The following is a 22,495-nucleotide window of genomic DNA, read 5'->3' on the forward strand; positions in this document are numbered from 1 at the left end:
GAGTTAGATATTGACGCCATACTGATGACACATGGCTTGTAAGCCGCCTGAATAGCCTTGACCAACGGCGCGGAATTTCCACTCACCGTTATGACGATAAACTTCGCCAAACACCATTGCCGTTTCAACAGAGTAATCTTCTGCTAAGTCAAAACGTACCACTTCTGTGCCTGTTTCTTCATTGACCACACGGATAAAAGCATTGGCGACTTGACCAAAGTTTTGGCTACGAGCAGCAGCATCATGAATCGTGACCGTAACGACGATTTTATCGACATCAGCAGGCACTTGGGTCAGGTTTACTTTGACGACTTCATCATCGCCGTCGCCTTCGCCCGTGCGGTTATCGCCGGTATGTTCGATTGCGCCATTGTCAGATTTTAGCTGGTTGTAAAAAATAAAGTCATGATCGCCGCGTACTTTACCAGCGGTATTTAGCAAAAACACGCTGGCATCAAGGTCGAACTCAGCGCCAGAGGTTGCGCGCTCATCCCAACCAAGACCGATAAGTAGCTTGGTTAAATTTGGGTCAGTTTTGGTGAGCGATAAATTACCGCCTTTATTTAATGATAAAGCCATGAGATTATCCTTGTTATTAGAGTGATTAAGGGTTTGATATTTTGTATATAAATCAAAACGCTAGCAAAAGTGGGATTAAAGCGGTTAAAAATCTGTCGCTTAACGGTTGCTAGTAACGTTCTATCATAGCAACAAAAAATGACCCAATCAAAGCTGATTGGGTCATAGTTATGTGTACGCTAAGACTGACTGGAAAAGACTGGGCTTAAATGCTGCTTTTATATTTAACCAAGCAGCTCTAACGATGGCGAATCTCAAAACTTTGATGAATCGGCTTTTTGATATTAAAATCAAAGCCTATCGTTTGTGGCGTGATATCGATAATGTCGTAGCGTTCGGTTAACTGCTCATCGAGCTCAAAGCGGGTGAAATTGTTTGAGAAATATAACACACCGTCAGAGGTTAAGCGGTTCATCGCGCGGTTGATAAGAGCAGCATGGTCACGCTGGACATCAAAAGTACCTTGGAACTTTTTTGAATTTGAAAAAGTTGGTGGGTCGATAAAGATAATATCAAATTGTTCCGTATTACCCTTAATCCACTCAAAAATATCAGCGGCGACAAATTGATATTTATTGCTGCTGACATTTAAACCATTTAAAGCAAAGTTTTGCTTGCCCCAATCAAGATAGTTTTGCGACAAGTCAACGCTGGTGACTTTTTTCGCGCCAGCCAGTGCTGCGTGGACGCTCGCCGTGCAAGTATAAGCAAATAAGTTCAGCACCGATTTGCCGCGGCTGTTGTCTTTGATACGGGCGCGCATATTGCGGTGGTCAATAAACAAGCCTGTATCGAGGTAATCGGTAAAGTTGACGTACAGATAGGCGCCATTTTCGCGCGCAACATAAAATTTACCGCGTTTTTCGCTACTGCCTTGCTTGCTATATTGGTCATTGCCCGATTGGCGTGCCCGAGTTTTGATAAAAACTTGTTCGCGGTTAATATTGAGCACTTCGCGAATGCCCATCAAGGCCAAATTAAAACGTTTTTTCGCGGTCTCTACCGGAATGGTTTTTGGTGGCGCGTATTCTTGCACGTGCACATAATCGCCATACAAATCAATCGCCACTTTAAAGTCAGGCAAGTCAGCATCGTAGACGCGAATATTGCTGACAGTGTCTTTGCTAGCGAGTCTTTTAAGTTTGCCCAGATTTTTTTGCAAACGGTTAATAAAGTCTTGGCCTTCTTCCACGGCAATCTCGCGCTTCTCAAAGCGACTAATAAGGCTACCTGTTTGCCCAGCAATTAAGGTACCGTAGCGGAAATAAACCGTGATTGCCCCATTATGGCAGCGCAAAGTTTTTGGCTCTTTAATGGGCAAGATATCAACCTGTTCGACATTGGCTGCCAAGATACCAAGCATCGGATTGACGCCACTACCCGCAAAGCTGTCTTGTAAGATAAGCCCAAGCGCTTGATATAATGGCTTAATCATCTCTTCATCGCCCAAGCGCTCACCGTAAGGTGGGTTGGTAATGACCAGAGGATTGCTTAAGCGGCCATCATCGGCTAATGGCTTTAAAACGTGGCTGAGCTGATTAAGGGCGCGGGTTTCAAGGTCAAGTAGCGGCAATAAATCCTGCAAACCTGCGGCAATCAAGTTCTTTTCTGTCGCGAGAATTGCCCCACTATCGGCATCGAAGCCCAGAATGAGCGGCAAGGTATCAGGTTGTTCGTTGATAATCTCTAAAGCTTCACGAAAACGCGTTTGCGCATCGTCAATCATTTGTTGCCATAGCGCTTCATCATGATGTTGCCATTGATAAAAGCCAAATTGATTGGCCGCTTTATCGATACCGACAGCATAATCGCAGTGCATGAGTAGCGCTTCAATGATAAAGGTACCTGAACCGCACATCGGGTCGATTAGGGCGTTATAAAAAGGTGCATTACCGGCATCATTCTTTTTATGCCAACCTGCGCTATAAAGTAGCGCCGCCGCTAAGTTTTCTTTTAGCGGTGCTTCAGTCATAGCCACACGGTAGCCACGGCGGTGCAAACTGGTGCCTGATAAATCTAAATATAGCTCAGCTTGCTTGTCATTGACTGTCGCAAATACTGAGAAATCGGGATTTTTACTATCGACATTAGGACGGCTGTCATACACTTCATTAAAAGTATCGGCAATCGCATCTTTGATACGCAGCATGGCGAATTGTTGACTGACGGCAACGCGCTTATCGACAGACAGACGAATGGCAAACGTCTGCTCTAAGCTAAATTGCTCGGTCCAATTGACCGATTTTGCCAAGCCATACAGCTGTTCTGCCACATCGTATTCGGTATTGATATTTTTACGTTTAATCAGCATCAAGACCCGCGACGCTACCCGTGACCATAAACAAATGGTATAAAGGTCGCGCAAGCTACCAGTGACCGCTAAGCGTCCTGTACTTTTCATCTCACTTGCAATGCCAAAGCTGCTTAGCTCAATTTGTAGCGGTGCTTCAAGCCCATCGGCACAAGTAATAATAAGGTCAAGCGACAACTCGGCTGCAGCGGTTGATAAGGAGTTGGGCGTGGTAGTTTCGGTCATACGGTTACCTGTGGGCTAAATTGATAAATAATGCACCTCAAAACCCTGATGTTTAAAATCTTAAGGCTTAAAATTATGAGGTTTAACTGGCAATTTTACCATAATTACGAAGTTGATAGTTTAAAGTGGCAGTGTTTATGGTGCAGTGTTTAAAAGCTACGTTGAAAAAATGATGACTTACTGGGTTTTGAGATTATCGAGCCGTTATTCAGCATCTTTTTTTAATGAGTTGTCTTCAGTAATCAGTTTGGTCGTGGTTGCAAAGGGTTTGGTGTCGATAGGAGAATCAACGTTTTTTGGCATTAGCAGGCGCATATGCGGGTAGGGGGTTGAGATATTTGCCTCATCGAACGCCCGTTTGATATTTTCCGTCAAGGCTTCTTTAATTTTTGGCATACGCGCAACGGCGGCAGGCTTGACCCAAAAACGGATGACAAAAAATACCCCATATTCGCCAATCTCGTCTACCGTCGCTGAGGTTTCAGGGCGTTTTAGCACTACTTCACTATCAGACAATACTTGTAAAATAACCTCGCGCGCCTTGTCGACATCATCTTCAAAAGCAATGCGCATACGGATATCAAAACGGATAAAGTTTTTTGAAGTTAAATTGGTGACTACTGATGAGGCGACATTGGAGTTGGGGATGATGACGGTGATGTTATCACGGGTTAAAATATGGGTCGTGCGTAACGCGATGACCACAACCCGCCCTTCATTGTCATTGATATTGACCCAGTCACCGACTTGAAAGGACTGCTCAAGTAAAATGGTAATGCCGGCGATAAAGTTAGCAAGCGTCGATTGGGCGGCAAAACCCACGGCAATACCGGCAATCCCCAGACCTGCTACCAAAGACACGATATCAAAGCCAAATTGTGCCATAACGCTGGCAAGCCCGAAGACTAGTAATAGCACTGATAAAATATTTTTAAGCAGCTGCTCAATAGAGGCGTTTAGACCATAATGCTGTAAAACCTTATGTATAATTTGTCCAGATGACGCCCATAACACATAGTAAATTCCCGCCCACGTACTGGCTTTAGCCGTGGCTTTGACCGTATCTGGTTCAAAGCTTAGCTGACTCATAATAGCGATTAAACTGCTGACTATCCAAATATAGCGTAATACCGAGCGGGCGATTTTAGAGCGGCGTTCATTGAGCCCAATGCGGCTTTTGCTTTTCTTGATAAGATAGATGGCAAGCCAATAAAAAAATCCCAATACCGCCAGCAGTATTAGGATTTTGATGGCCGTGCTCACCAGTTCTACTGATTTAGAAGTCCAGTCGAGTGAGTCTTCTTCGATGGAGCCGCCGATAGCAATATATAGGCTGGTATGTAGGTCGCGAACAATCTCTTGAAAGAAGTCAGTAATACCAGCGATTGCCATTGTTTTATCCATGCAAAGTTTGGGTCTACATCAAATGAATCGTAAAAAGAGCTTATACTAAGATAATTCAGCTATAAAATCATCTAATAATAAAGTTTTAACGCTAAATTTTTAAGGAACAATCAGCGTAAACCGCGCAGCTCATTTTCGATCTGAGCTTAGCTGCGCGTAATAGCTTAAACCATATTAACGTTAATTTTAATAAAAATGGTTTTATCAGTCGATTAAAAAGTCCCTTCTTGAGTATCGTGATACTGATAAGGAATTTTCATCATACGCTGCACATCACGTAACGCCGTACGCAGACCTTCTAGTATCGTCGGATGATAAAAAGGCGTATCGAGCATGTCCTTTATACTCATATCATTGGTAATAGCCATCGCCAATATATGACCGATATATTCAGCATCAGGGGCAACCATGCTTGCGCCCAAGATTCTATCTGTCTTTTTGCAACCATAAATATGCAGTAGACCACAATTGACACCCATCACGCGGCTACGACCTTGATTGTCAAAGCTGACTTTTCCAATCACATATTCAAGCTCTGGATCTGCTTGTATCTCAGGTAGCGACATGCCGACATTGACGATTTGTGGCGAGCAAAAGACGATAGAAAATGGCGCAGCAGTTGGGCGGATATAAGCATCGCTATTGTTGTTACAGACCATACTACCCGCACTAAAACCTTCATCGCTGGCAACGTGTAATAAAGGCAGATTGGCATTAGCATCACCGACAATATAAACTTCTAAATTGCCAATTTTACCCGTTTTTTTATCGAGCTGCTTTGGACAATTTTTGTCATCAAGCCCAACGCCCAAGTTTTCAACGCCTAGAGCCGCGATATTATTGCGTCGGCCCGTAGCGACCAATACATAATCGCCCTGCCACTGGCGCGTCTCACCAGCGCTGTCTTCGTAATCGATAAAAGCCGCTGAGCCTTCGTTATCTGCTGCTTGCTGACCGACGTCGTTAATCTTGCTACCCAAATGCATGGTCATCTCACGACTTAAGCAATCAATGGCTTTATTATTGATATCTTCATCTTTTAAACCGGCGACGCGTTTGTCGCGATTAAAAAGTGTCACCTCGACGCCCAAACGTGTAAAGGCTTGGGCGAGCTCCAAGCCGATAGCCCCTGCGCCGATGACGGCGAGAGACTTTGGTAAATCAGTTAGCTCAAAGACGGTATCGGAAGTCAATAATGTTTTGCCAAGTTTATCCGCCCAGTTATCAGGGATAAACGGCTTACTACCAGTCGCCACGATAATTTTATCGGCTTCGATAAGTTCATCATTGACCTCAATGAGACCTTGTTGGTTGATGTAAGCGCGACCCGCTATTTTTGTCTCAGCAGGCCAGCTTTCTACTTGCTTTTGCACGTAACTGGCAAAATGATTGCGTTCGGCGCGAACCCGCTCCATCACTTGTTTGCCATCTATTTGAGCAGTAGCATGAATACCAAACTCGCCAGAATGGTTGGTGTCATAGGCGCGATCGGCAGCAGCGATGAGAAGTTTACTCGGCATACAGCCGACGGCAATACAAGTCGTTGACCAAGAGCCGTCATTAATAATGAGGACGTCGTCTTTTAGTTTTCTGGCTTGGCGAAAGGCATTTTGACCGGCGGTACCGGCGCCGATGACCGCCACCGTTACCTTGCGCATCGCTTTTTTATCAGTGTTATTATCGGTGGTGCTGTCAGTCTGTTGATTCATATTACTCACAAAAAAAAGGTTTTATCGTAGTCGATAGAGATAAATAAAATTGCCAAACAATCATAAAAATATTATGGGGCGAGCGTGGCAAGTAAGCGTTCGGTGTAGCCGGCTGCGCGTAAATTGCGCTGTGCATGGGTGAGCGTGCCATCTTTATCAAAGACAAAGGCTGAGCGTACAAGACCTAAGCTGACTTTGCCATACATATTTTTTTCTTTAATTACATCAAAATACTGGCACAATTTCTCATCACTGTCGCTAATCAGAGGAATATGCAAATTGTACTTAGCGATGAATTTTTCGTGAGACTCAACGCTATCGCGCGACACACCGATGATATCGTAGCCCAACTCATCAAATGCATTGATATGAGTAGTAAATTCTGTCGCTTGGGTGGTACAGCCTGGGGTGTTGTCTTTTGGATAAAAATATAAGATAAGCCCTTTATCGGTATGGGCAACCAGCTCTTTTAGGCTGATATCGTCATGAATAAAATTGCCGTCTAGCTCACGCACGATAGTGACCGGAAAATCGGGCAGGGCAAGGTTCTCTGTAGTGGGCTTAGCCATTATAAAATCCTTATTAGTTTCGGTTATACGTATATTATAGTAGATGGTCTTATTATAGGCAGATTGGCAGAAATAAATACTCCGTTTTACACTTCACTTATTCATTCGCAACAAAAAAGACTGGCAATGGCCAGTCTTTTGTATTTTTTAGCAAATATTTTCTTAAGCCGCTTAGGCAGGTTTTTGTGGCTGTTTTAGGTCCAAGCCCACGGTGCATTGTTGCAAGTCTTTTTGCATTTTTTTCACGTAAGGGAGACCTGATGGGTCTTTTTTACTTTTTGCATAGCTTTCGATTTCCCACATTTGACCGATGGTCATATTGCTACGGACACCGATGGTGCAGTTACAAAGCTTGGTGGCATCGCTTTTATTAGCGACTTTATATTTGACCGCGCCTTTGACACAGGTATTGATATTGTCTTGTTTGATGTCGGCTGCGTTTGCTTGTGGTAAGGCAAACAGCGCAGCAAGAGCTAGGGGTAAAACGGGCAAAAACTTCATAAACATCCTCTACGGGTCGTGTCAATTTCTCAGATTTTATATAAAATCTTGGTAGTGTTATGTGGTCACAGGTTTTATGGCTTATATAAGTGATGATAAAAGTATAGGTAACTATAAAAGCTTTTTTATCTATGTCACTCATTATATTTTAGTAAACCAGCAGTACATGTCGCTTGTGACTGACATAGTCGCCCATACCATAGCAAGTAAATCGTCTAAAATACAACGCTAGCGTGCTGTGTTAATGCAAGCAAATGTTGCGCAAATGTTTAATAAGCGGCCGCGCCAAGACAATAATAGCGCCATTTTCAAATACTTAAGAGAATATTTCCAAAGGTTTATTAAGACTCATTAGACTGGTAACGCGTCGGATCAGAAACCCCAGCTTGGGCAAATCCTTGGCGACGTAGGACGCAGCTGTCGCAAATACCGCAAGCAAGACCATTGGCATCTGCCTGATAACAAGAGATCGTCTGTCCATAATCGACCCCGAGCGTTAAACCGAGCTCAATGGTTTTGGCTTTGGATAAATGCTGCAACGGCGTTTGAATCGATAAATGGTGACCAGTAACGCCAGCTTTGGTGGCGAGATTTGCCATGTGTTCGAAGGCGGCGATATATTCTGGACGACAATCAGGGTAGCCTGAATAGTCGACCGAACTGACACCAATGACGATATGATTAGCATCAGTGACTTCAGCGACTGCCAAAGCATAAGATAAAAATATGGTATTACGCGCCGGCACATAGGTATTTGGAATGGCATTATTATCGACGTTATCGACGTTATCGACGTTATCGACGTTATCGACGTTATCGACGTTATCAACGTTATCAACGTTATCGATATTATTGACATCACTGCCATCGCTATCGTTACTCGGGAATTTATTAGTATCGCCATCAGGGACAGTCATGCTGTGGTCGGTGAGTGATGAGCCACCAAGCTGGGCGATATCGATATCAATAATGCGATGGTTAACATTGGCAGTCTTTGCAATGGTTTTGGCAGCGACAAGCTCGCTATTGTGGCGTTGACCATAGTTAAAACTGACCGCCGTCACAGACGCATAGCGCGCCTTTGCCCAATACAAACACGTCACGGAATCAAGCCCGCCTGATAGCAGCACCACGGCATTTTGGCTTTTATGTAGTGTTTCTAAATCAGCATTGTCTTTGGGACTGGGAGAGGAGGTCTGCGCAGTTATTTGAGTCATAGTATTGTCTATTGTTGGTTTAAGAAATTTGAAAAACTTGAGTTTTTGAGAAATGGCTATTTTAACTAAGGTGACATTATTGCATAACTTTGAAGATATGTTTAATTGCCCTTAAGTGGCGATAAAAATAGGCTCAAAAAGCCACTAATTTTGTGCGACTTTTCAATCTGTTAGCAAAATTTGTTATAATCGCTGCTTTTAGAGCCAGCCTGTTAAAGTTACGGCTGCTTATTTTTACCGTAACATCAACTTTGTAAAGATATTGAGTGCCTTATGACCGTCGCGACCTTGTTTACGCCTAAAATCCCTTCTCAGTTTGATGAAGCCTCTTCGAAAACCAGTTCTACCGATACTGGCTGGGATAGTTATGCTGAAGATACTGATAGTATGGGGTATGACGACATTGCTGGCGCGGCTATAAGTAATAATACCACTGAGCAAACATCCTCTACGCAAATTTTACCGACTGAAACGGCAGAATTTCGCAAGCTACAAAAAAAGCTACGCCGCCAAGTATCATGGGCGATTCGCGATTTTAATATGATTGAAGATGGCGATGTGGTCATGGTTTGCGTTTCAGGCGGTAAAGACAGTTATACGCTGCTCGATATCTTATTGCTGCTCAAACGCATTGCCCCGATTAGCTTTGATATCGTTGCGGTCAATCTTGACCAAAAGCAGCCCGGTTATCCAGAAGATATTTTGCCCACTTATTTGAATGAGCAAGGTATCGCGCATTATATTTTAGAAAAAGATACCTATAGTATCGTCAAAAGCGTGGTGCCAGAAGGTAAAACGTACTGCTCAGCCTGCTCACGCCTGCGTCGCGGTTCGCTATATGGTTTTGCCAAACAAATCGGTGCCACCAAAATCGCCCTTGGTCATCACCGCGATGATATGCTGGCGACTTTCTTTTTAAACTTATTCCACGGCGGCGCTCTGAAATCCATGCCGCCAAAACTGCTAAGCGATGATAAGCAGAACTTACTGATTCGTCCGCTTGCTTACGTTGAAGAAAAAGACATCATTGAATACGCACGTTTAAAAGAATTTCCGATTATTCCGTGTAATCTATGCGGCAGCCAAACCAATCTGCAACGCGCAATTATCAATGATATGCTACGCGAATGGGATAACGCCCATCCGCAGCGTTTGGCGTCTATTTTTAAAGCGATGCAAAACGTCGCGCCGTCACAATTGGCCGATCGCGAGTTGTTTGACTTTGAAACTTTAAGCATAGAGCGCGATGACAATGAGCGCTTATTTGAAGGCGATAATATCCAAGCAGGGCAGACCGACAGTTTGGCTGAGATTGGTTTACCAGTAGCGCCAAAAACTCAAGTTTTTAATCCGAAGTTTGCCAGTCATCACAACCACGACCATGATCAGCAGGCAGAAAGCACCGATAGCATGGCAAAAACTAGCCGTACCACGCAAAAAATCCCCACGATTAATCCGGTGATTTAAATCATATAGATAGCTATAGTCAAAATATCCTAAAAACGCGACGGTATTGCTGATATCAATTTTTTGTGGCCTCTGTCTGCGCAGGCACAGCAAGCAAGAAAAACTGATATCAACAGTGCGTGATATATCGATATTACTTTTCACTCGTTATATTTTTATAAAATTAACCCCCAAAAAAAACCAGCGCATTATTCACGAATAGCTGATTTTTTGGTATTAATCTAACGTTAACAATTAACTTTTGGCAAAAACGGGTAGAGGGTTAAAACTCACCTCAGGGCGCGGTAATTTTGCCACATCCTGCATGCGCCAATCATTCTTTCCATCATAACTGACTTGCAGATAGTATTTGCCTCTTACGTCATCCAAATCGACTTGTGCTGTGTACTTGTTACCTGCTTGGTGCTTGAGTACCGCATCGCGGTCTTTTTTAATGTCGGTGGCGTGCGAGATAGACAACTCTAAAGAGTCAGGATAGGTCAAAGGCTCACCGTTCAATAACTTACCAGACTGCAAACTTTGCTCAGGATAATTGAGATAAAAAACGACATCGCCATTATCGGCAAACTGCATCTTGCCATGTAAATCTAAATCATAGGTGAGCTTGTCGCGTGAGACGTCATGATATAGGGTTTTGCCATCCATATACCAATCGTCGCGTACCACGCTATCACGGATTTGATAAGAATAATAAACAAACCAAATGCAAGCGATTACTACAAAAGCTGGCATGCCAATGACAAAGATAACCACCATATAGTTTTTGTACCATGGTTGGCTGTCTTGATGCTTAAAGTTCGGTGCTGGACTAGACATAACATACCTATTAATCAGATATTCGTTTATAAAGTGCGATTTGTCAGCTTATTATAAACGCTATCAAAAAATAAACCGACGGCTCAATGCAGCCAGTTTAATGACAAATACTTCACCCGCAAGTCAATGATAATTAGCCTTTGACTGAGTGCCACTAACGAGCGGATGAATAGATAAAAGCAACTACATACTCAATAATTACTGCCCTTGCGTGGTAAAGATATTTTGTTTACTTACATTATATTTACCATCTTCGCTGGCTACTGTTAAAGTAATCGGCGTTTGACCAAACTCAATCATTTCAGGGTCGCCATAAATACTGACTGGCATATCAAAGCTTTCGCCTGCTTCTAACGGTACATCGTTGAAGCGTACGCCTAAGCTCAACCCATCTTGTGGCTCAAGGCTTATTTTATAAGTGTGCGCACTTTGGGTTTTGTTGGTCAATTTAACGATATAGCTGTTTTCAATCATGCCTTGTTGGTTTACTGACGACAACTGATTACGGTCACGGCGAATATCAATCTCTAACGGTACGCGGTCTGTCAATGCATAAACCACACCGCCACAAAGTACCGCAAGCAAGGTTAAATAAGCAAAAAAGCGCGGGCGCAGTACACGGCTTGGCTCTTTTTCGACCAATTGACGCTCTGTGGTATAACGAATCAAGCCACGTGGGTAGCCAACTTTATCCATTACATCATTACAAGCATCGACACAGGCGGCACACTGAATACAGGCAACCTGCAACCCATCACGAATATCAATACCCGTCGGGCATACTTGCACGCACATCGTACAGTCAATACAATCGCCTAAATTCTCAGGATGGGTGCCTTTTTTACGGGCGCCGCGAGGTTCACCGCGCTCATAATCATAAGAAACAATCAAGGTATCTTTATCAAACATCACGCTTTGGAAGCGGCCATACGGACAGATTTGGATACACATCTGCTCACGCATGTAGCCTGCATTGACGTAAGTTGAAAAAGCGAAAATAAATATCGATACCCATATCCAAGTTGACCAGTCAGGGAAGGGGATAACGCCCCCTAACATTTGCCAACTACCATATAGAGCTTCTGTCCCTGATACATAACTGACAAACGTCATCGCCGTAATCATCGAAAATACAAACCAAATAAAGTAGATTAAAAAACGCTTGAAGACTTTTTTAGCATTCATAGGTTCTTTATCAAACTTGATACGTTTATTGCGATCGCCGATGACTATTTTTTCAACGTATTGGAACATATGCGTCCAGATGGTTTGCGGACAGGCATAACCACACCAAACCCGCCCTGCATATACCGTCACCATAAATAGCGCAAAAGCCGCAATAAGCGCAAAGACGGCAAGAAAGTAAAAGTCTTGGGTCAGAAACGTCATACCAAAAATATAATAATGCTGCGACGGCACATCGAACCAGATAGCTTGCCTGCCGTTATACCTTATCCACGGTAAAATCAAAAATAATGCCAATAACGCATACATGCTAATCACGCGGATATTTTGGTAAAATCCGGTGATAAATCTAGGGTGAACGCGTTTTTTATTGGCGTTAAGATCCACCTCAACGACAGGAATTTTATTGGATGGTTGTGCTGACATAAACGTGCCTCTTTAAAAAAAGAATCAGTCTGCTGGCATGATGAACAAATACCTTCAATACCTGGGTATATGGATGTGCGATGTTATCAATGTCAGTAAGTAGCAAGAGCCATACCAAAAAAAGTATCCAAACTTGCTACCAAATGAGCGATTGTAAATAAAGGATTAAAATATGCTTAAATATATGATTCTATAGTGTTTCTAATAGATTACTATTTTAGCAGTTTCCCTACTATAAATGGGGTGAGAATGCTAAAAAGCAATACTTATCTGCGACTTATTGATAGACAAAGTGCGTATCACTATTGAGCTTGATAAATATCAAAACCAGTGGTGATAGAGCATAAAAAGTATTAAATCTATCGGCAGTTTGATTTTGCGAGTTGCTCGTAGGCAGAGTTTATTAATAAAACATAAAGCTGATAAATAACTAAAAAGGGAGAACTGCAATCACAGTCCTCCCTTTGTCAAACACTACTTATTTACGATATACAACTGACTAAATGTGCTTAGTTTGCAACTGCCGTTTCAGGTGTGGCTGCTTTTGGTGCAGCGGCAGAAACAGGCTGCGCTTTAGCAGGCTGAGGCGTTCTGTCTGATAGAGAATAAACATACGCAGCAAGCAGCATAATACGCTCATTACCTAGTTTGGTTTCCCACTCTGGCATCACACCGGCACGGCCATAACGGATGGTATCACGGATACTTTCGCGATCGCCGCCATATAACCAGATGTTATCAGTCAAGTTTGGCGCCCCAGTAGAGATCATACCTTTAGCGTCTTCACCATGACAAAGCACACAGTTAGTAGGCTCATGGAAAATGGCTTTACCTTGAGCAACTTTAGCTTGGTCAAGCTCATAACCTGGTTGGTTACCAGAGATTGACAAGACATATTCAGCCGCTGCCCGCACACCATCTTCGCCAAGTTGGTCACGCCAAGCTGTCATACCACCAACACGACCATTATGTAGCGTCGTTAGGATATGTGAAGCTTCACCGCCATATAACCAGTCATTGTCGGTCAAATTAGGATAGCCTAGCGCACCTTTCGCATTAGAGCCGTGACAGACAGCACAATTCTGTAAGAACAAGCGACTACCAACCTTCAATGCATTCGGGTTTTCAGCCAGCTTTTCGACATAAGGTGCCAACTCGGCCACTTTCTCGTCGATTTGAGCCTGTAGCTCTGCTGGTGGCTTCTCACTATGACGCAGGGTTGCTTGCATCTCAGAAAGCGTTGCTAGGGTTTTTGTTGCACCGCTCGCATCGGCCTTGGCCAAAATGTTTTGCTCAAAGTTATCGGTAAATACTTTGTTATTACTTTCAAGTTCGCTGTTCAACTCGTTATGAGAAGTCCATGGTAAGGTTTTGCCATCCACTTCTACGGTTGTAATACCTTCCCACTTTGATGGAAAGATAGCAGGGAAAAATATCCAGTATGCAACGGCCCAAATGATTGAGCCAAAAAATATCACTAACCACCATTTAGGCAGTGGCTTATCGTATTCTTGAATACCGTCGTAAGTGTGCCCAGTAGTACCGTCTTCTTCTACTTCTGGCTTGTACTTCAACACCATTAGTAAGACGCCGAGGATACCCGCCCAACACATAATACTTAGTATGGTGATCCAAGAACTCCAAAAAAATGTCATCGTTTATCCTTATTGCGCTGCTCTTCAGACAAAGATTCGATATCCTCGTCATCAAGCGCAAGTTGTGCATCTTCTTCGAAGCGTTTTTTGTTTTTTGGCGAATACGCCCACCATGCAACGCCCACGAAGGCAATAAAAGCAGAAACGGTCGCAATTGTTTGTAATTCACCAATACCCATTAGCGCTGTCCTTCCATCGCGGTACCCAATTGCTGTAAGTAGGCAACCAGAGCATCAAGCTCAGTGGCGCCAAGTACCGCATCTGGCGCTCCTTCGATATCTTCTTCAGTGTAAGGCACGCCAAACTGATCACGGAATAGACGCATTTTAGTTTGCACATTGGTACCGTTTACTTCATTGGTTGCAAGCCAAGGGAAACCAGGCATTACTGACTCAGGTACTAAAGAACGGGGCGCAATCAGATGCTGTTTTTGCCAATCTTCAGAATAGCGTCCACCAACACGTGCAAGGTCAGGACCAGTACGTTTTGAACCCCATAAGAATGGATGGTCCCACGTTGATTCTGCAGCACGCGAATAAGGTCCATAACGCTCAACTTCAGCACGTAACGGACGAATCATTTGTGTATGACAGACGTGACAGCCTTCACGAATATAGATGTCACGACCTTCAAACTCAAGTGCGGTCCATGGTTCCATGGCGGGAAGGGGAGCGTTCACCCCACCTTCTTCAGGACCCTTGTTATCATAAATCAGCGGTACGATTTCAACGAGCGTTGCAAAGCTAATGGCAATGACAATACCGATAACCAACAAGCCGGTATTTTTTTCAATAATTTCATGCGGTGTACCAGACATGATCGCTCCTTATACGTTAGCTGCCGAAGGTTTATCAACACTAGGTTCATGATCCGTTGGGTCAGCGATATCTACAGGCTTACCTTCTGGCATTTGCAGTGTTTTATAAACGTTATATGCCATAACAAACATACCCGATACATACAATAGGCCACCAAAAGCACGACCAATATATGGGAAATGTGAGAACTCAACGGTATCAACGAAGCTATATACCAACGTACCATCTGGATTGGTCGCAAGCCACATCATGCCTTGGCCGATACCTGAAATCCACATAGAAACGATATAGAAGATAGTACCCGCTGTTGCTAACCAGAAATGCGTGGTGATTAAGCTAATAGAATACATTTTTGGTTTGTTATAGATACGTGGTAACAATACATATAGCGAACCAATGGTAATCATACCAACCCAGCCAAGTGCACCTGAGTGTACGTGACCGACTGTCCAGTCCGTGTTATGCGATAACGCGTTGACGGTCTTAATAGACATCATCGGACCTTCAAACGTTGACATTGCATAGAACGACAATGCCACAATCATAAAGCGAATGATCGGATCGGTACGCAGCTTATCCCAACTGCCTGATAGCGTTAGGACACCGTTAATCATTCCGCCCCAAGATGGCGCAAATAGGATGATTGAGAACACCATAGCGAGAGACTGCGTCCAATCTGGAAGCGCTGAATAATGCAAATGGTGACCACCAGCCCACATGTATGAAGCAATCAATGCCCAAAAGTGAACGATAGACAAACGATAAGAATAAATAGGACGACCAATCTGAACTGGAACGAAGTAATACATCATCCCAAGGAACGCGGCCGTTAAGTAAAAACCTACCGCATTATGTCCGTACCACCACTGCACCATCGCATCGGTCGCACCGCCAAATAATGAGTAAGATTTAAACGCACTAACAGGGATGGCCATACTATTTACGATATGCAGTAGAGCAATCGTAATAATAAATGCGCCAAAGAACCAGTTAGCCACATAAATGTGTGAAGTTCTACGTTTGATGAGCGTACCGAAGAACACAATGGCATAAGAAATCCATACCAAAGCAATCAAGATATCGATTGGCCACTCAAGCTCAGCGTATTCCTTGGTCGATGTCAGACCTAAAGGAAGAGTAATCACCGCTGCGACGATAACCGCTTGCCAACCCCAAAAGGTAAACCAAGCTAAATAAGGGGCGAATAGTCTCGTCTTACAGGTACGCTGTACCACATAATAAGAGGTTGCGAACAGGGCAGAGCCACCGAATGCAAAGATAACCGCGTTAGTGTGTAGCGGTCTTAGACGACTGAATGTCAGCCATGGAATGTCAAAGTTTAGTGCTGGCCATGCTAACTGTGAAGCAATGAACACACCAATACTCATGCCGACGATGCCCCATATCACGGCCATTATCGTAAAGAATCTTACGACAGTGATTTCATACTCACGGTCAATTGGGGCGACTGCTGTGTTTTGTAAACTCATTGGATGATTCCTTTACAGCCCGAATTATCAACAGAATTAACTAACTCTCCGCAGCCTCTATATTATAAAAAATTATAAGCAGATTATGGTTGCGGTACATGTTGTTTTTGCCAAATCTTATTATCGAGACCTTATTTACTATTAAGTCAAACCTACACTAGTTATCAGCGGTTACTGCTGAGTAGAGGGCGGCGATATAAATGCACGGCGCTCACAGCTGGACGATAATAGGATGATTAATAAATAATAAACGGTTAAATTTGATAAGATAATGTGCCTTCCTTGAGCATCAAACATCTATTGAGGCTGAGTATGTATCTTAATTATTACTGCTAAAAAGCCAGTATGAACGAAGATAGATACTGATATTCAATCGGTGATAAAAAACTTATACACCATCAATGTATGCTAGCGGCGGCTGACAAAAACCATGTTTACGTAATGTTTAGTTAAAACTCCCGACTCTGTTTAAGGGTATTGTAACGCAAACCTAATCAAATATCATCAGAACTATGCGCCAAAATACAAACTCTTTGGTAAAAATAGTTACGAACGATATAATCTTTCAGCGTTATATACCTATTTTATACCCAATTTCCCTACTATTCTAGGGGTGAAAAAAGATAGTGCTTTTTGGCGCAAAAAATACAATTAAGCGGTGGTTTTGTAACAATGGCAGCATTTGCGCTATAAATAAGTTTTACTTATCATCGAATCGCACCTTATAATGACGCCTTGTATTATCGCTAACCAAGTGCTTTATACTGATATTAACGAATATTTTGAACTTTTAAATAGTGGTTAGGCTTAGCCGTATGCTGGCACAAGCCTACCTTCATAAATAATAGGTATTAAGGATAATAATATGGCAGTTTTTTTGACAGACGAATGGTTTGAGCAAGTTGAGAAAATGGGTCAAGAAGCCGGTGAATTAAATTTACCACCAGCGCTTGCTAATATGGTGGTGAACTTAAAAGTTACCGATACGGAGCAAGATATCGAAGCAAGCTTTGCTGACGGCTTATTGCATCGCGGTTTGAATGATAAGGCAACCACAACCTTATTGTTGGATCGTAGCCTGCTGCAATCTATCATTACCAACTTTGATACCAATGAAATCATGGGCGCTTTTATGGCCGGTAAAATTCGTGTCGAAGGTGATATGTCACAATTGATGGCAGTACAAACCGCGCGTCCAAGTGCTGAGCAAAAAGAGCTTTATAGTAATATCAAGTCAATGACTACCTTAGCTTAATGACTTGTTTTTCATTTTTGTATCAATAACGTTTAGCATAAAAAAAGCCCTTAATATGAATTAAGGGCTTTTTCGTCGGAGAATTTAACAGTAAAGTAACTTCTAAATTAACTGGCTTTTGATTGTTGCGCAGTTGTTTGTGGTTTTTGATTTTCTTTGTAAATCGCCGCTTGTAACCAGATATTGGCCTGTACATAGTCATGCACTTCAATAGCAACGGTGGCTTCGGTTTTAGGTGCGCCAATGCGAATGACAAAAGGATCTGCATCTTGTTCACGCAGTACCACCACATCAAATAAGATAATGGTCTGACCATTAAATAGTGTTTCTTGCTTACCAAGCACCTGACCTTGACACCAAGCTTCATCTTCTTGCCCTATGGTATCGCCGAACAAATACGCGCACATATGACCGAGATTAATCTCGACGGGCGCCATTTGTTCTTTGGTTTGAGGCTGCCATGCTTTGATTTGCTCTTGTAAATCGTCAGGCATTTTTCCATCATTAGCGGCAACGATGTCGTTAAAAGCGCGATGGTAGCGAATGGCTTCTTGGTCTTCGACCATAATCACTTCGTCTTGTTCACTCAGCTTAATCTCATGCGCCCACGCACTAAAGTTCACATAATAGGCGGTATCTTGCTGATATAAATGGCGGTTAGCGGTGTACAGCTGGTCGAAAGCATAAATAATGCTGCCATCAGCGGTGCGTAAGCGTAAGACGGTATCGTGAGTGTTGTCATTGACAATCATGCGCTCGATTTTGCACGTCAAACCATAAGGGCTATCGACACAAGGGTAAGCATTAATAAAGCATTCAGGCTTGCCGTCTTTCATCGCCAGCACTTGATTGATATGACAAGGCTGGTCTTCAGATAGCAATAAGCAGCTGTCTTTAGCGCTGACATTGCTGTTGAGGCCTTTTGGCATCGCCGCTTTTTCAATCATCTTTTGCAGCCATTCTGGCACGTCTTGACTCATGTCATCGGTCAAAATGCGCCAATGATCGGCGTGACCGGCAGATTGCTCGTCAGTTAAGGTGATTTTGGTAGGGGATTGGATGTTTTTATATTGATAATTAATGGTCATGAATATACTCAAACTTAAGTCAGCCATGAAGTTTGGGTCTAAAACTGTGATTGCTGACCATTATCCAATATATGAGCGGATTGGTTTATGATAACCAGCAATGTCGTCAGTAAAGAGGCAACAAACAACAATGAGGGGTTAATGACAATTGTCCTTAGCATACAATATATAGGTATAGACGCAACTAATAGCAAGCCCCTCACGAAAAATAATATGAAAAGTTGAGTTTTTATCAAAAAATACCGGCAGTTTGCGCTAATGACTGGCACATATAAGTCAAATTGTGTCAAACTAGCTCCCTTTTGACAGCGGTATTTTGCTGCTCATAATCCCCTGTTTTTTGTTCGATTGATATGTTTTTGCGGCGACGGCCTTAGTGAGTGTCATGCTAAAAGGCGGTTGCTGCATTGGATTTTATAACATAAATAAAGTCGCACGTAGATAAGATAAAGAGTTTGAATATGTTTCGTCCTTTAGCGTTATTTATCGGCTTACGGTACACCCGAGCAGAGCGTAGTAATGGTTTTATCTCCTTTATCTCGCTGATTTCAATGATTGGTCTGACGCTTGGCGTGGCGGTACTGATTACGGTGCTATCGGTCATGAATGGTTTTGATCGCGAGCTCAAAACGCGTATTTTGGGTATGGTGCCACAAGCGACGGTTATTTCAACCGAGATTATCGGCGATTGGAAAGAGGTGGCTGATAAAATTAAAGAAGATCCCGAAGTTGCTGCCGTCGCACCCTTTATTCAGCTGCAAGGTATGCTGACCTCCAACGGTCAAGTGGCTGGGATTATGGTCACCGGCGTTGATCCAGAGTATGAGAAAAACGTTTCTATCATCAACGAGCATATGATAGAAGGCAGTATTGATACGCTGCAAAATGGTGAATTCAGTATTGTCCTTGGTGAAGAGATGGTGCAGTCTTTGGGGCTGCGCTTAGGTGATAAAGTGACCTTGGTGCTGCCAGAAGCGTCGCCATCGCCAGCAGGGGTGATACCGCGCTTTAAGCGTTTTACTTTGACAGGTATTTTTACCATCAGTCCCGAAGTAGATAGCCTAATGGCGTTTATTCCGATGGGTGATGCGGCAAAATTACTGCGTCTGCCAGAGGGCGCGCAGGGTATTCGTATGAAGCTTGACGATATCTTTAACGCACCGATGGCGGCCCAAAAAGCGGCTGCTATTGCGCCTGACAAGCTTTATCCTAGCGATTGGACACAAACGCACGGCAACCTATTTGGTGCCATCCAAATGGAAAAAGCCATGGTTGGCTTGCTGCTGTTTTTAATTATCCTTGTTGCCGCTTTCAATATCGTTTCAAGTTTGGTGATGCTAGTCACCGACAAAAAAGCAGACATTGCTATTTTAAAAACCTTTGGCGCTTCACCGCGTCTGATTACCCATGTGTTTATGGTACAGGGCATCGTTATTGGCTTTATTGGTACCATTGCGGGCACGATACTTGGTGTTATCTTTGCCCTGACCGTCAGTGATATTTTGGGCTTTATCAATCAAACCTTTGGCCTCAATTTGTTTGATGCTTACTTTGTAAATTATCTGCCATCGCAGCTGCGTTTGACCGATGTGGTGCTGATTACCAGTGCGTCATTTATACTGAGCTTCTTGGCGACCATTTATCCAGCGCGCCGAGCAGCGAAAATTCAGCCTGCACAAACGTTGCGTTACGAGTAATCTACAGGCGTCAATCGTCAATGCCATGATAAAGAAAACAAAGGAAGTACCATGTCTGAAATTTTGAAAGCGACCAATATTAATAAAATTTATGATGAAGGGGCGGTGAGCACGCAAGTATTGACCGGTCTGGATTTGACCGTCAATGTTGGTGAGCGCATTGCGATTGTTGGTACCAGTGGTTCGGGAAAAAGTACCTTGCTGCATTTGCTTGGCGGACTTGATACCCCAAGTAGCGGGGAGGTTTGGCTACACGGGCAGCTATTAAATAGTATGAATGAGACCGAGCGCGGGGCGATGCGTAATAAACACTTGGGGTTTATTTATCAGTTTCACCATTTGTTAGCCGAATTTACCGCGGTTGAAAACGTTGCTATGCCGCTACTGATGCGCCCAAAAGTATCGACGACCGAGGCACGTCAACAAGCGATAGATATTTTAAAAAGTGTCGGTTTGGAGCATCGTTTGGCGCACAGACCCGGTGAGCTATCAGGCGGTGAGCGTCAACGTGTGGCGATTGCTCGCGCGCTTGTGACCAAACCATCACTTATTTTGGCCGATGAGCCGACTGGTAACTTAGATTATGACAACGCCCAAAGTGTGTTTGGGCTGTTATCCGAGCTACAAAGCACCATGCAAACGGCGCTATTGATGGTGACGCATGACCGTAGTTTGGCAGGCCTTGCTGACCGTCAGCTCCTACTCCGTAATGGGCATTGGGAAGATTACTAAAGGCGTCATTTTTAATACTTTTTTTCAATAAACTGTAGAACTGCTGTTACTGAGCAGCAGCATGATACCGTTAGCTTTTTTATAAAAGTTACTGATAAAAACGACGAAAAAAACAGACTGTATCTAGCAGCTTTAACAAGTAGATAAAACCATAACTAAAATGCTAAATAAGGAATAATGAAATGGATAAAAATGATGATCCGATTGAAGCGTTTGGTAGTGCTGAAGAAGGTAACGAACCACTAAAGCCTTATATGGATCCGACGCTATTTGACACCATTGATAAACAAGCACAAATAGACTTGCTGACGCCGGTTTTCGACTCAATTACCTTAGCGGGTGCAGATTACGATTTAAAGGCGCAAGATAGCGCCACGGGAAAACGTTATACGCTGCTAAAAGATGAGAAGGTGATAGATATCTTTGTGATGGATAATAATCTGGCTGATAATGTTAAAAACGCTATCGACAAGCATAAAGAGGAAGAAGGCGAGTTATAAGGTCGCTTATGAATTGGGTAATGATTTTATAAGATATTTCCAACTTTATAGAATGCTGCTATTTTTATAAGATGACTGACGCGGCAAAATTGATTATTAAGGATTCACGCTATTCATGCTTGCTGGTTTTTTCAGCAGAGTCTTTCTGACGTTTTTGCCAGCTGGTGACAGTTTTATAGCGCCAGATGGCTTTAAACGCCAGTCCACAGACAATACTGCTGATGACCGCTAAAATTGTTAATCCTAGACAAAAAGCGGCGATAGATACCGTACCTTTATAAGTAATAAAAGGATTGGCGCCATCAGAGATAATCCATAAGGTAAAATCTGAAATCATGCGACCGATAATGCGCAAGCTTATCATCGGCACATCAAGGATTTTGGCACCGATATAGTAGCCAGCATAAAACACCGGCAGGGTCGTCAGCGGGTTAGTAATCCAAGTCAGACCAAGCGCCATCGGCACATTGGCACGAAAAATAAGCGCGCCGATTAAGGCCAGCAACATCTGTCCTGGCAACGGGAAAAATGCGCTGAGCACGCCTATATAAACCGCTTTATTTAAACTATGGCGATTAAAATGCCATAAACGCGGGTCGGCGAGTTGCGGCGCAAATAGTTTTAATGAGCGACTTTCTAAGATTTTTTCAGGGGTAGGGAGTAGGTCTTTTAGACGTTTGTTTGGCACAGAATCGCCTTTACATGTTAACTTCAACCCGCTCAATCATATTGATGGGATGATATACAGTGATATTATTAATAAAAAATATAGCTATAAATGTTATCAGAAAAGCGGCTAGATAATGTTGAATAATCACTATTGCAATATTTCTGGTAAGTATAGGGTAATA

Annotated in this window: 20 protein-coding genes; 5 read left to right on the plus strand and 15 right to left on the minus strand. The window is 43.1% G+C overall.

Annotated features, from left to right (window positions below; translation table 11 throughout):
• Positions 1-3: 3 nt before the first annotated feature.
• From RAH45_RS04280 to RAH45_RS04310, 7 genes are all read right to left on the minus strand, one after another.
• Positions 4-579, minus strand: a complete 576-nt coding sequence (locus RAH45_RS04280) for a TerD family protein (protein WP_068408067.1) — start codon at positions 577-579, stop codon at positions 4-6.
• 238 nt (positions 580-817) lie between these two features.
• Entirely contained in the window at positions 818-3,115 is a 2,298-nt protein-coding gene (rlmKL, locus tag RAH45_RS04285) for a bifunctional 23S rRNA (guanine(2069)-N(7))-methyltransferase RlmK/23S rRNA (guanine(2445)-N(2))-methyltransferase RlmL (protein WP_198327911.1), read from the minus strand.
• A 204-nt stretch (positions 3,116-3,319) separates the two neighbouring features.
• Positions 3,320-4,507, minus strand: a complete 1,188-nt coding sequence (locus tag RAH45_RS04290) for a mechanosensitive ion channel family protein (protein ID WP_226928854.1) — start codon at positions 4,505-4,507, stop codon at positions 3,320-3,322.
• Between the two features lie 224 nt (positions 4,508-4,731).
• Positions 4,732-6,228, minus strand: a complete 1,497-nt coding sequence (locus RAH45_RS04295; RefSeq protein ID WP_306495574.1) for a dihydrolipoyl dehydrogenase — start codon at positions 6,226-6,228, stop codon at positions 4,732-4,734.
• Between the two features lie 71 nt (positions 6,229-6,299).
• Positions 6,300-6,797, minus strand: coding sequence for a peroxiredoxin (locus tag RAH45_RS04300; protein ID WP_198327913.1), 498 nt, complete (start codon positions 6,795-6,797; stop codon positions 6,300-6,302).
• A gap of 171 nt (positions 6,798-6,968) precedes the next feature.
• A complete protein-coding gene (locus tag RAH45_RS04305) occupies positions 6,969-7,298 on the minus strand; it encodes a hypothetical protein (RefSeq protein ID WP_144297135.1) in 330 nt (109 codons plus the stop codon).
• Positions 7,299-7,639: 341 nt separating this feature from the next.
• Positions 7,640-8,515 (minus strand): 7-cyano-7-deazaguanine synthase, encoded by an 876-nt coding sequence (locus tag RAH45_RS04310; protein ID WP_306495575.1) that lies wholly within the window; start codon positions 8,513-8,515, stop codon positions 7,640-7,642.
• Between the two features lie 273 nt (positions 8,516-8,788).
• Here RAH45_RS04310 and ttcA point away from each other — a divergent pair, with 273 nt between their 5' ends.
• Positions 8,789-9,982, plus strand: a complete 1,194-nt coding sequence (gene ttcA, locus RAH45_RS04315; protein WP_306495576.1) for a tRNA 2-thiocytidine(32) synthetase TtcA — start codon at positions 8,789-8,791, stop codon at positions 9,980-9,982.
• A gap of 234 nt (positions 9,983-10,216) precedes the next feature.
• Here ttcA and RAH45_RS04320 read toward each other — a convergent pair whose 3' ends face one another.
• From RAH45_RS04320 to ccoN, 6 genes are all read right to left on the minus strand, one after another.
• Complete coding sequence (locus tag RAH45_RS04320; RefSeq protein ID WP_306495577.1) at positions 10,217-10,798, minus strand: FixH family protein; 582 nt, start codon at positions 10,796-10,798, stop codon at positions 10,217-10,219.
• Between the two features lie 198 nt (positions 10,799-10,996).
• Positions 10,997-12,409: a cytochrome c oxidase accessory protein CcoG gene (gene ccoG, locus RAH45_RS04325; RefSeq protein ID WP_306495578.1), complete on the minus strand. Its 1,413-nt coding sequence runs from the start codon at positions 12,407-12,409 to the stop codon at positions 10,997-10,999.
• A 509-nt stretch (positions 12,410-12,918) separates the two neighbouring features.
• Entirely contained in the window at positions 12,919-14,064 is a 1,146-nt protein-coding gene (gene ccoP / locus RAH45_RS04330) for a cytochrome-c oxidase, cbb3-type subunit III (RefSeq protein ID WP_191690610.1), read from the minus strand.
• Entirely contained in the window at positions 14,061-14,243 is a 183-nt protein-coding gene (locus tag RAH45_RS04335) for a cbb3-type cytochrome oxidase subunit 3 (protein ID WP_191690612.1), read from the minus strand. Before RAH45_RS04335 ends, ccoP begins: the two co-directional genes overlap by 4 nt.
• Positions 14,243-14,881 carry a cytochrome-c oxidase, cbb3-type subunit II gene (ccoO, locus tag RAH45_RS04340; protein WP_191690614.1) on the minus strand — a complete coding sequence of 213 codons (639 nt, stop codon included), beginning with the start codon at positions 14,879-14,881 and terminating at the stop codon, positions 14,243-14,245. Before ccoO ends, RAH45_RS04335 begins: the two co-directional genes overlap by 1 nt.
• Before the next feature lie 9 nt (positions 14,882-14,890).
• Positions 14,891-16,372: a cytochrome-c oxidase, cbb3-type subunit I gene (ccoN, locus tag RAH45_RS04345; protein WP_191690616.1), complete on the minus strand. Its 1,482-nt coding sequence runs from the start codon at positions 16,370-16,372 to the stop codon at positions 14,891-14,893.
• 865 nt (positions 16,373-17,237) lie between these two features.
• Here ccoN and RAH45_RS04350 point away from each other — a divergent pair.
• The gene (locus RAH45_RS04350) at positions 17,238-17,627 is read left to right on the plus strand and encodes an SCP2 sterol-binding domain-containing protein (protein ID WP_068408139.1); all 390 of its coding nucleotides are present in this window, start codon (positions 17,238-17,240) and stop codon (positions 17,625-17,627) included.
• Positions 17,628-17,734: 107 nt separating this feature from the next.
• Here the strand turns inward: RAH45_RS04350 and RAH45_RS04355 are convergent, their stop codons facing one another.
• Complete coding sequence (locus tag RAH45_RS04355; protein WP_306495579.1) at positions 17,735-18,715, minus strand: hypothetical protein; 981 nt, start codon at positions 18,713-18,715, stop codon at positions 17,735-17,737.
• 461 nt (positions 18,716-19,176) lie between these two features.
• Here RAH45_RS04355 and RAH45_RS04360 point away from each other — a divergent pair, with 461 nt between their 5' ends.
• From RAH45_RS04360 to RAH45_RS04370, 3 genes are all read left to right on the plus strand, one after another.
• Positions 19,177-20,412, plus strand: a complete 1,236-nt coding sequence (locus RAH45_RS04360) for a lipoprotein-releasing ABC transporter permease subunit (protein ID WP_306495580.1) — start codon at positions 19,177-19,179, stop codon at positions 20,410-20,412.
• A 51-nt stretch (positions 20,413-20,463) separates the two neighbouring features.
• Positions 20,464-21,144: a lipoprotein-releasing ABC transporter ATP-binding protein LolD gene (gene lolD / locus RAH45_RS04365; RefSeq protein ID WP_306495581.1), complete on the plus strand. Its 681-nt coding sequence runs from the start codon at positions 20,464-20,466 to the stop codon at positions 21,142-21,144.
• Between the two features lie 182 nt (positions 21,145-21,326).
• Positions 21,327-21,644: a hypothetical protein gene (locus tag RAH45_RS04370; RefSeq protein ID WP_144297123.1), complete on the plus strand. Its 318-nt coding sequence runs from the start codon at positions 21,327-21,329 to the stop codon at positions 21,642-21,644.
• 109 nt (positions 21,645-21,753) lie between these two features.
• On the opposite strand, the gene RAH45_RS04375 is transcribed toward RAH45_RS04370, so the two are convergent.
• On the minus strand, positions 21,754-22,332 hold the full coding sequence (locus RAH45_RS04375; RefSeq protein ID WP_223808538.1) for a DUF2062 domain-containing protein: 579 nt from the start codon (positions 22,330-22,332) through the stop codon (positions 21,754-21,756).
• Between the last annotated feature and the right edge of the window lie 163 nt (positions 22,333-22,495).

It is taken from the genome of Psychrobacter sp. van23A (assembly GCF_030845275.1).
GTDB lineage: Bacteria > Pseudomonadota > Gammaproteobacteria > Pseudomonadales > Moraxellaceae > Psychrobacter > Psychrobacter faecalis.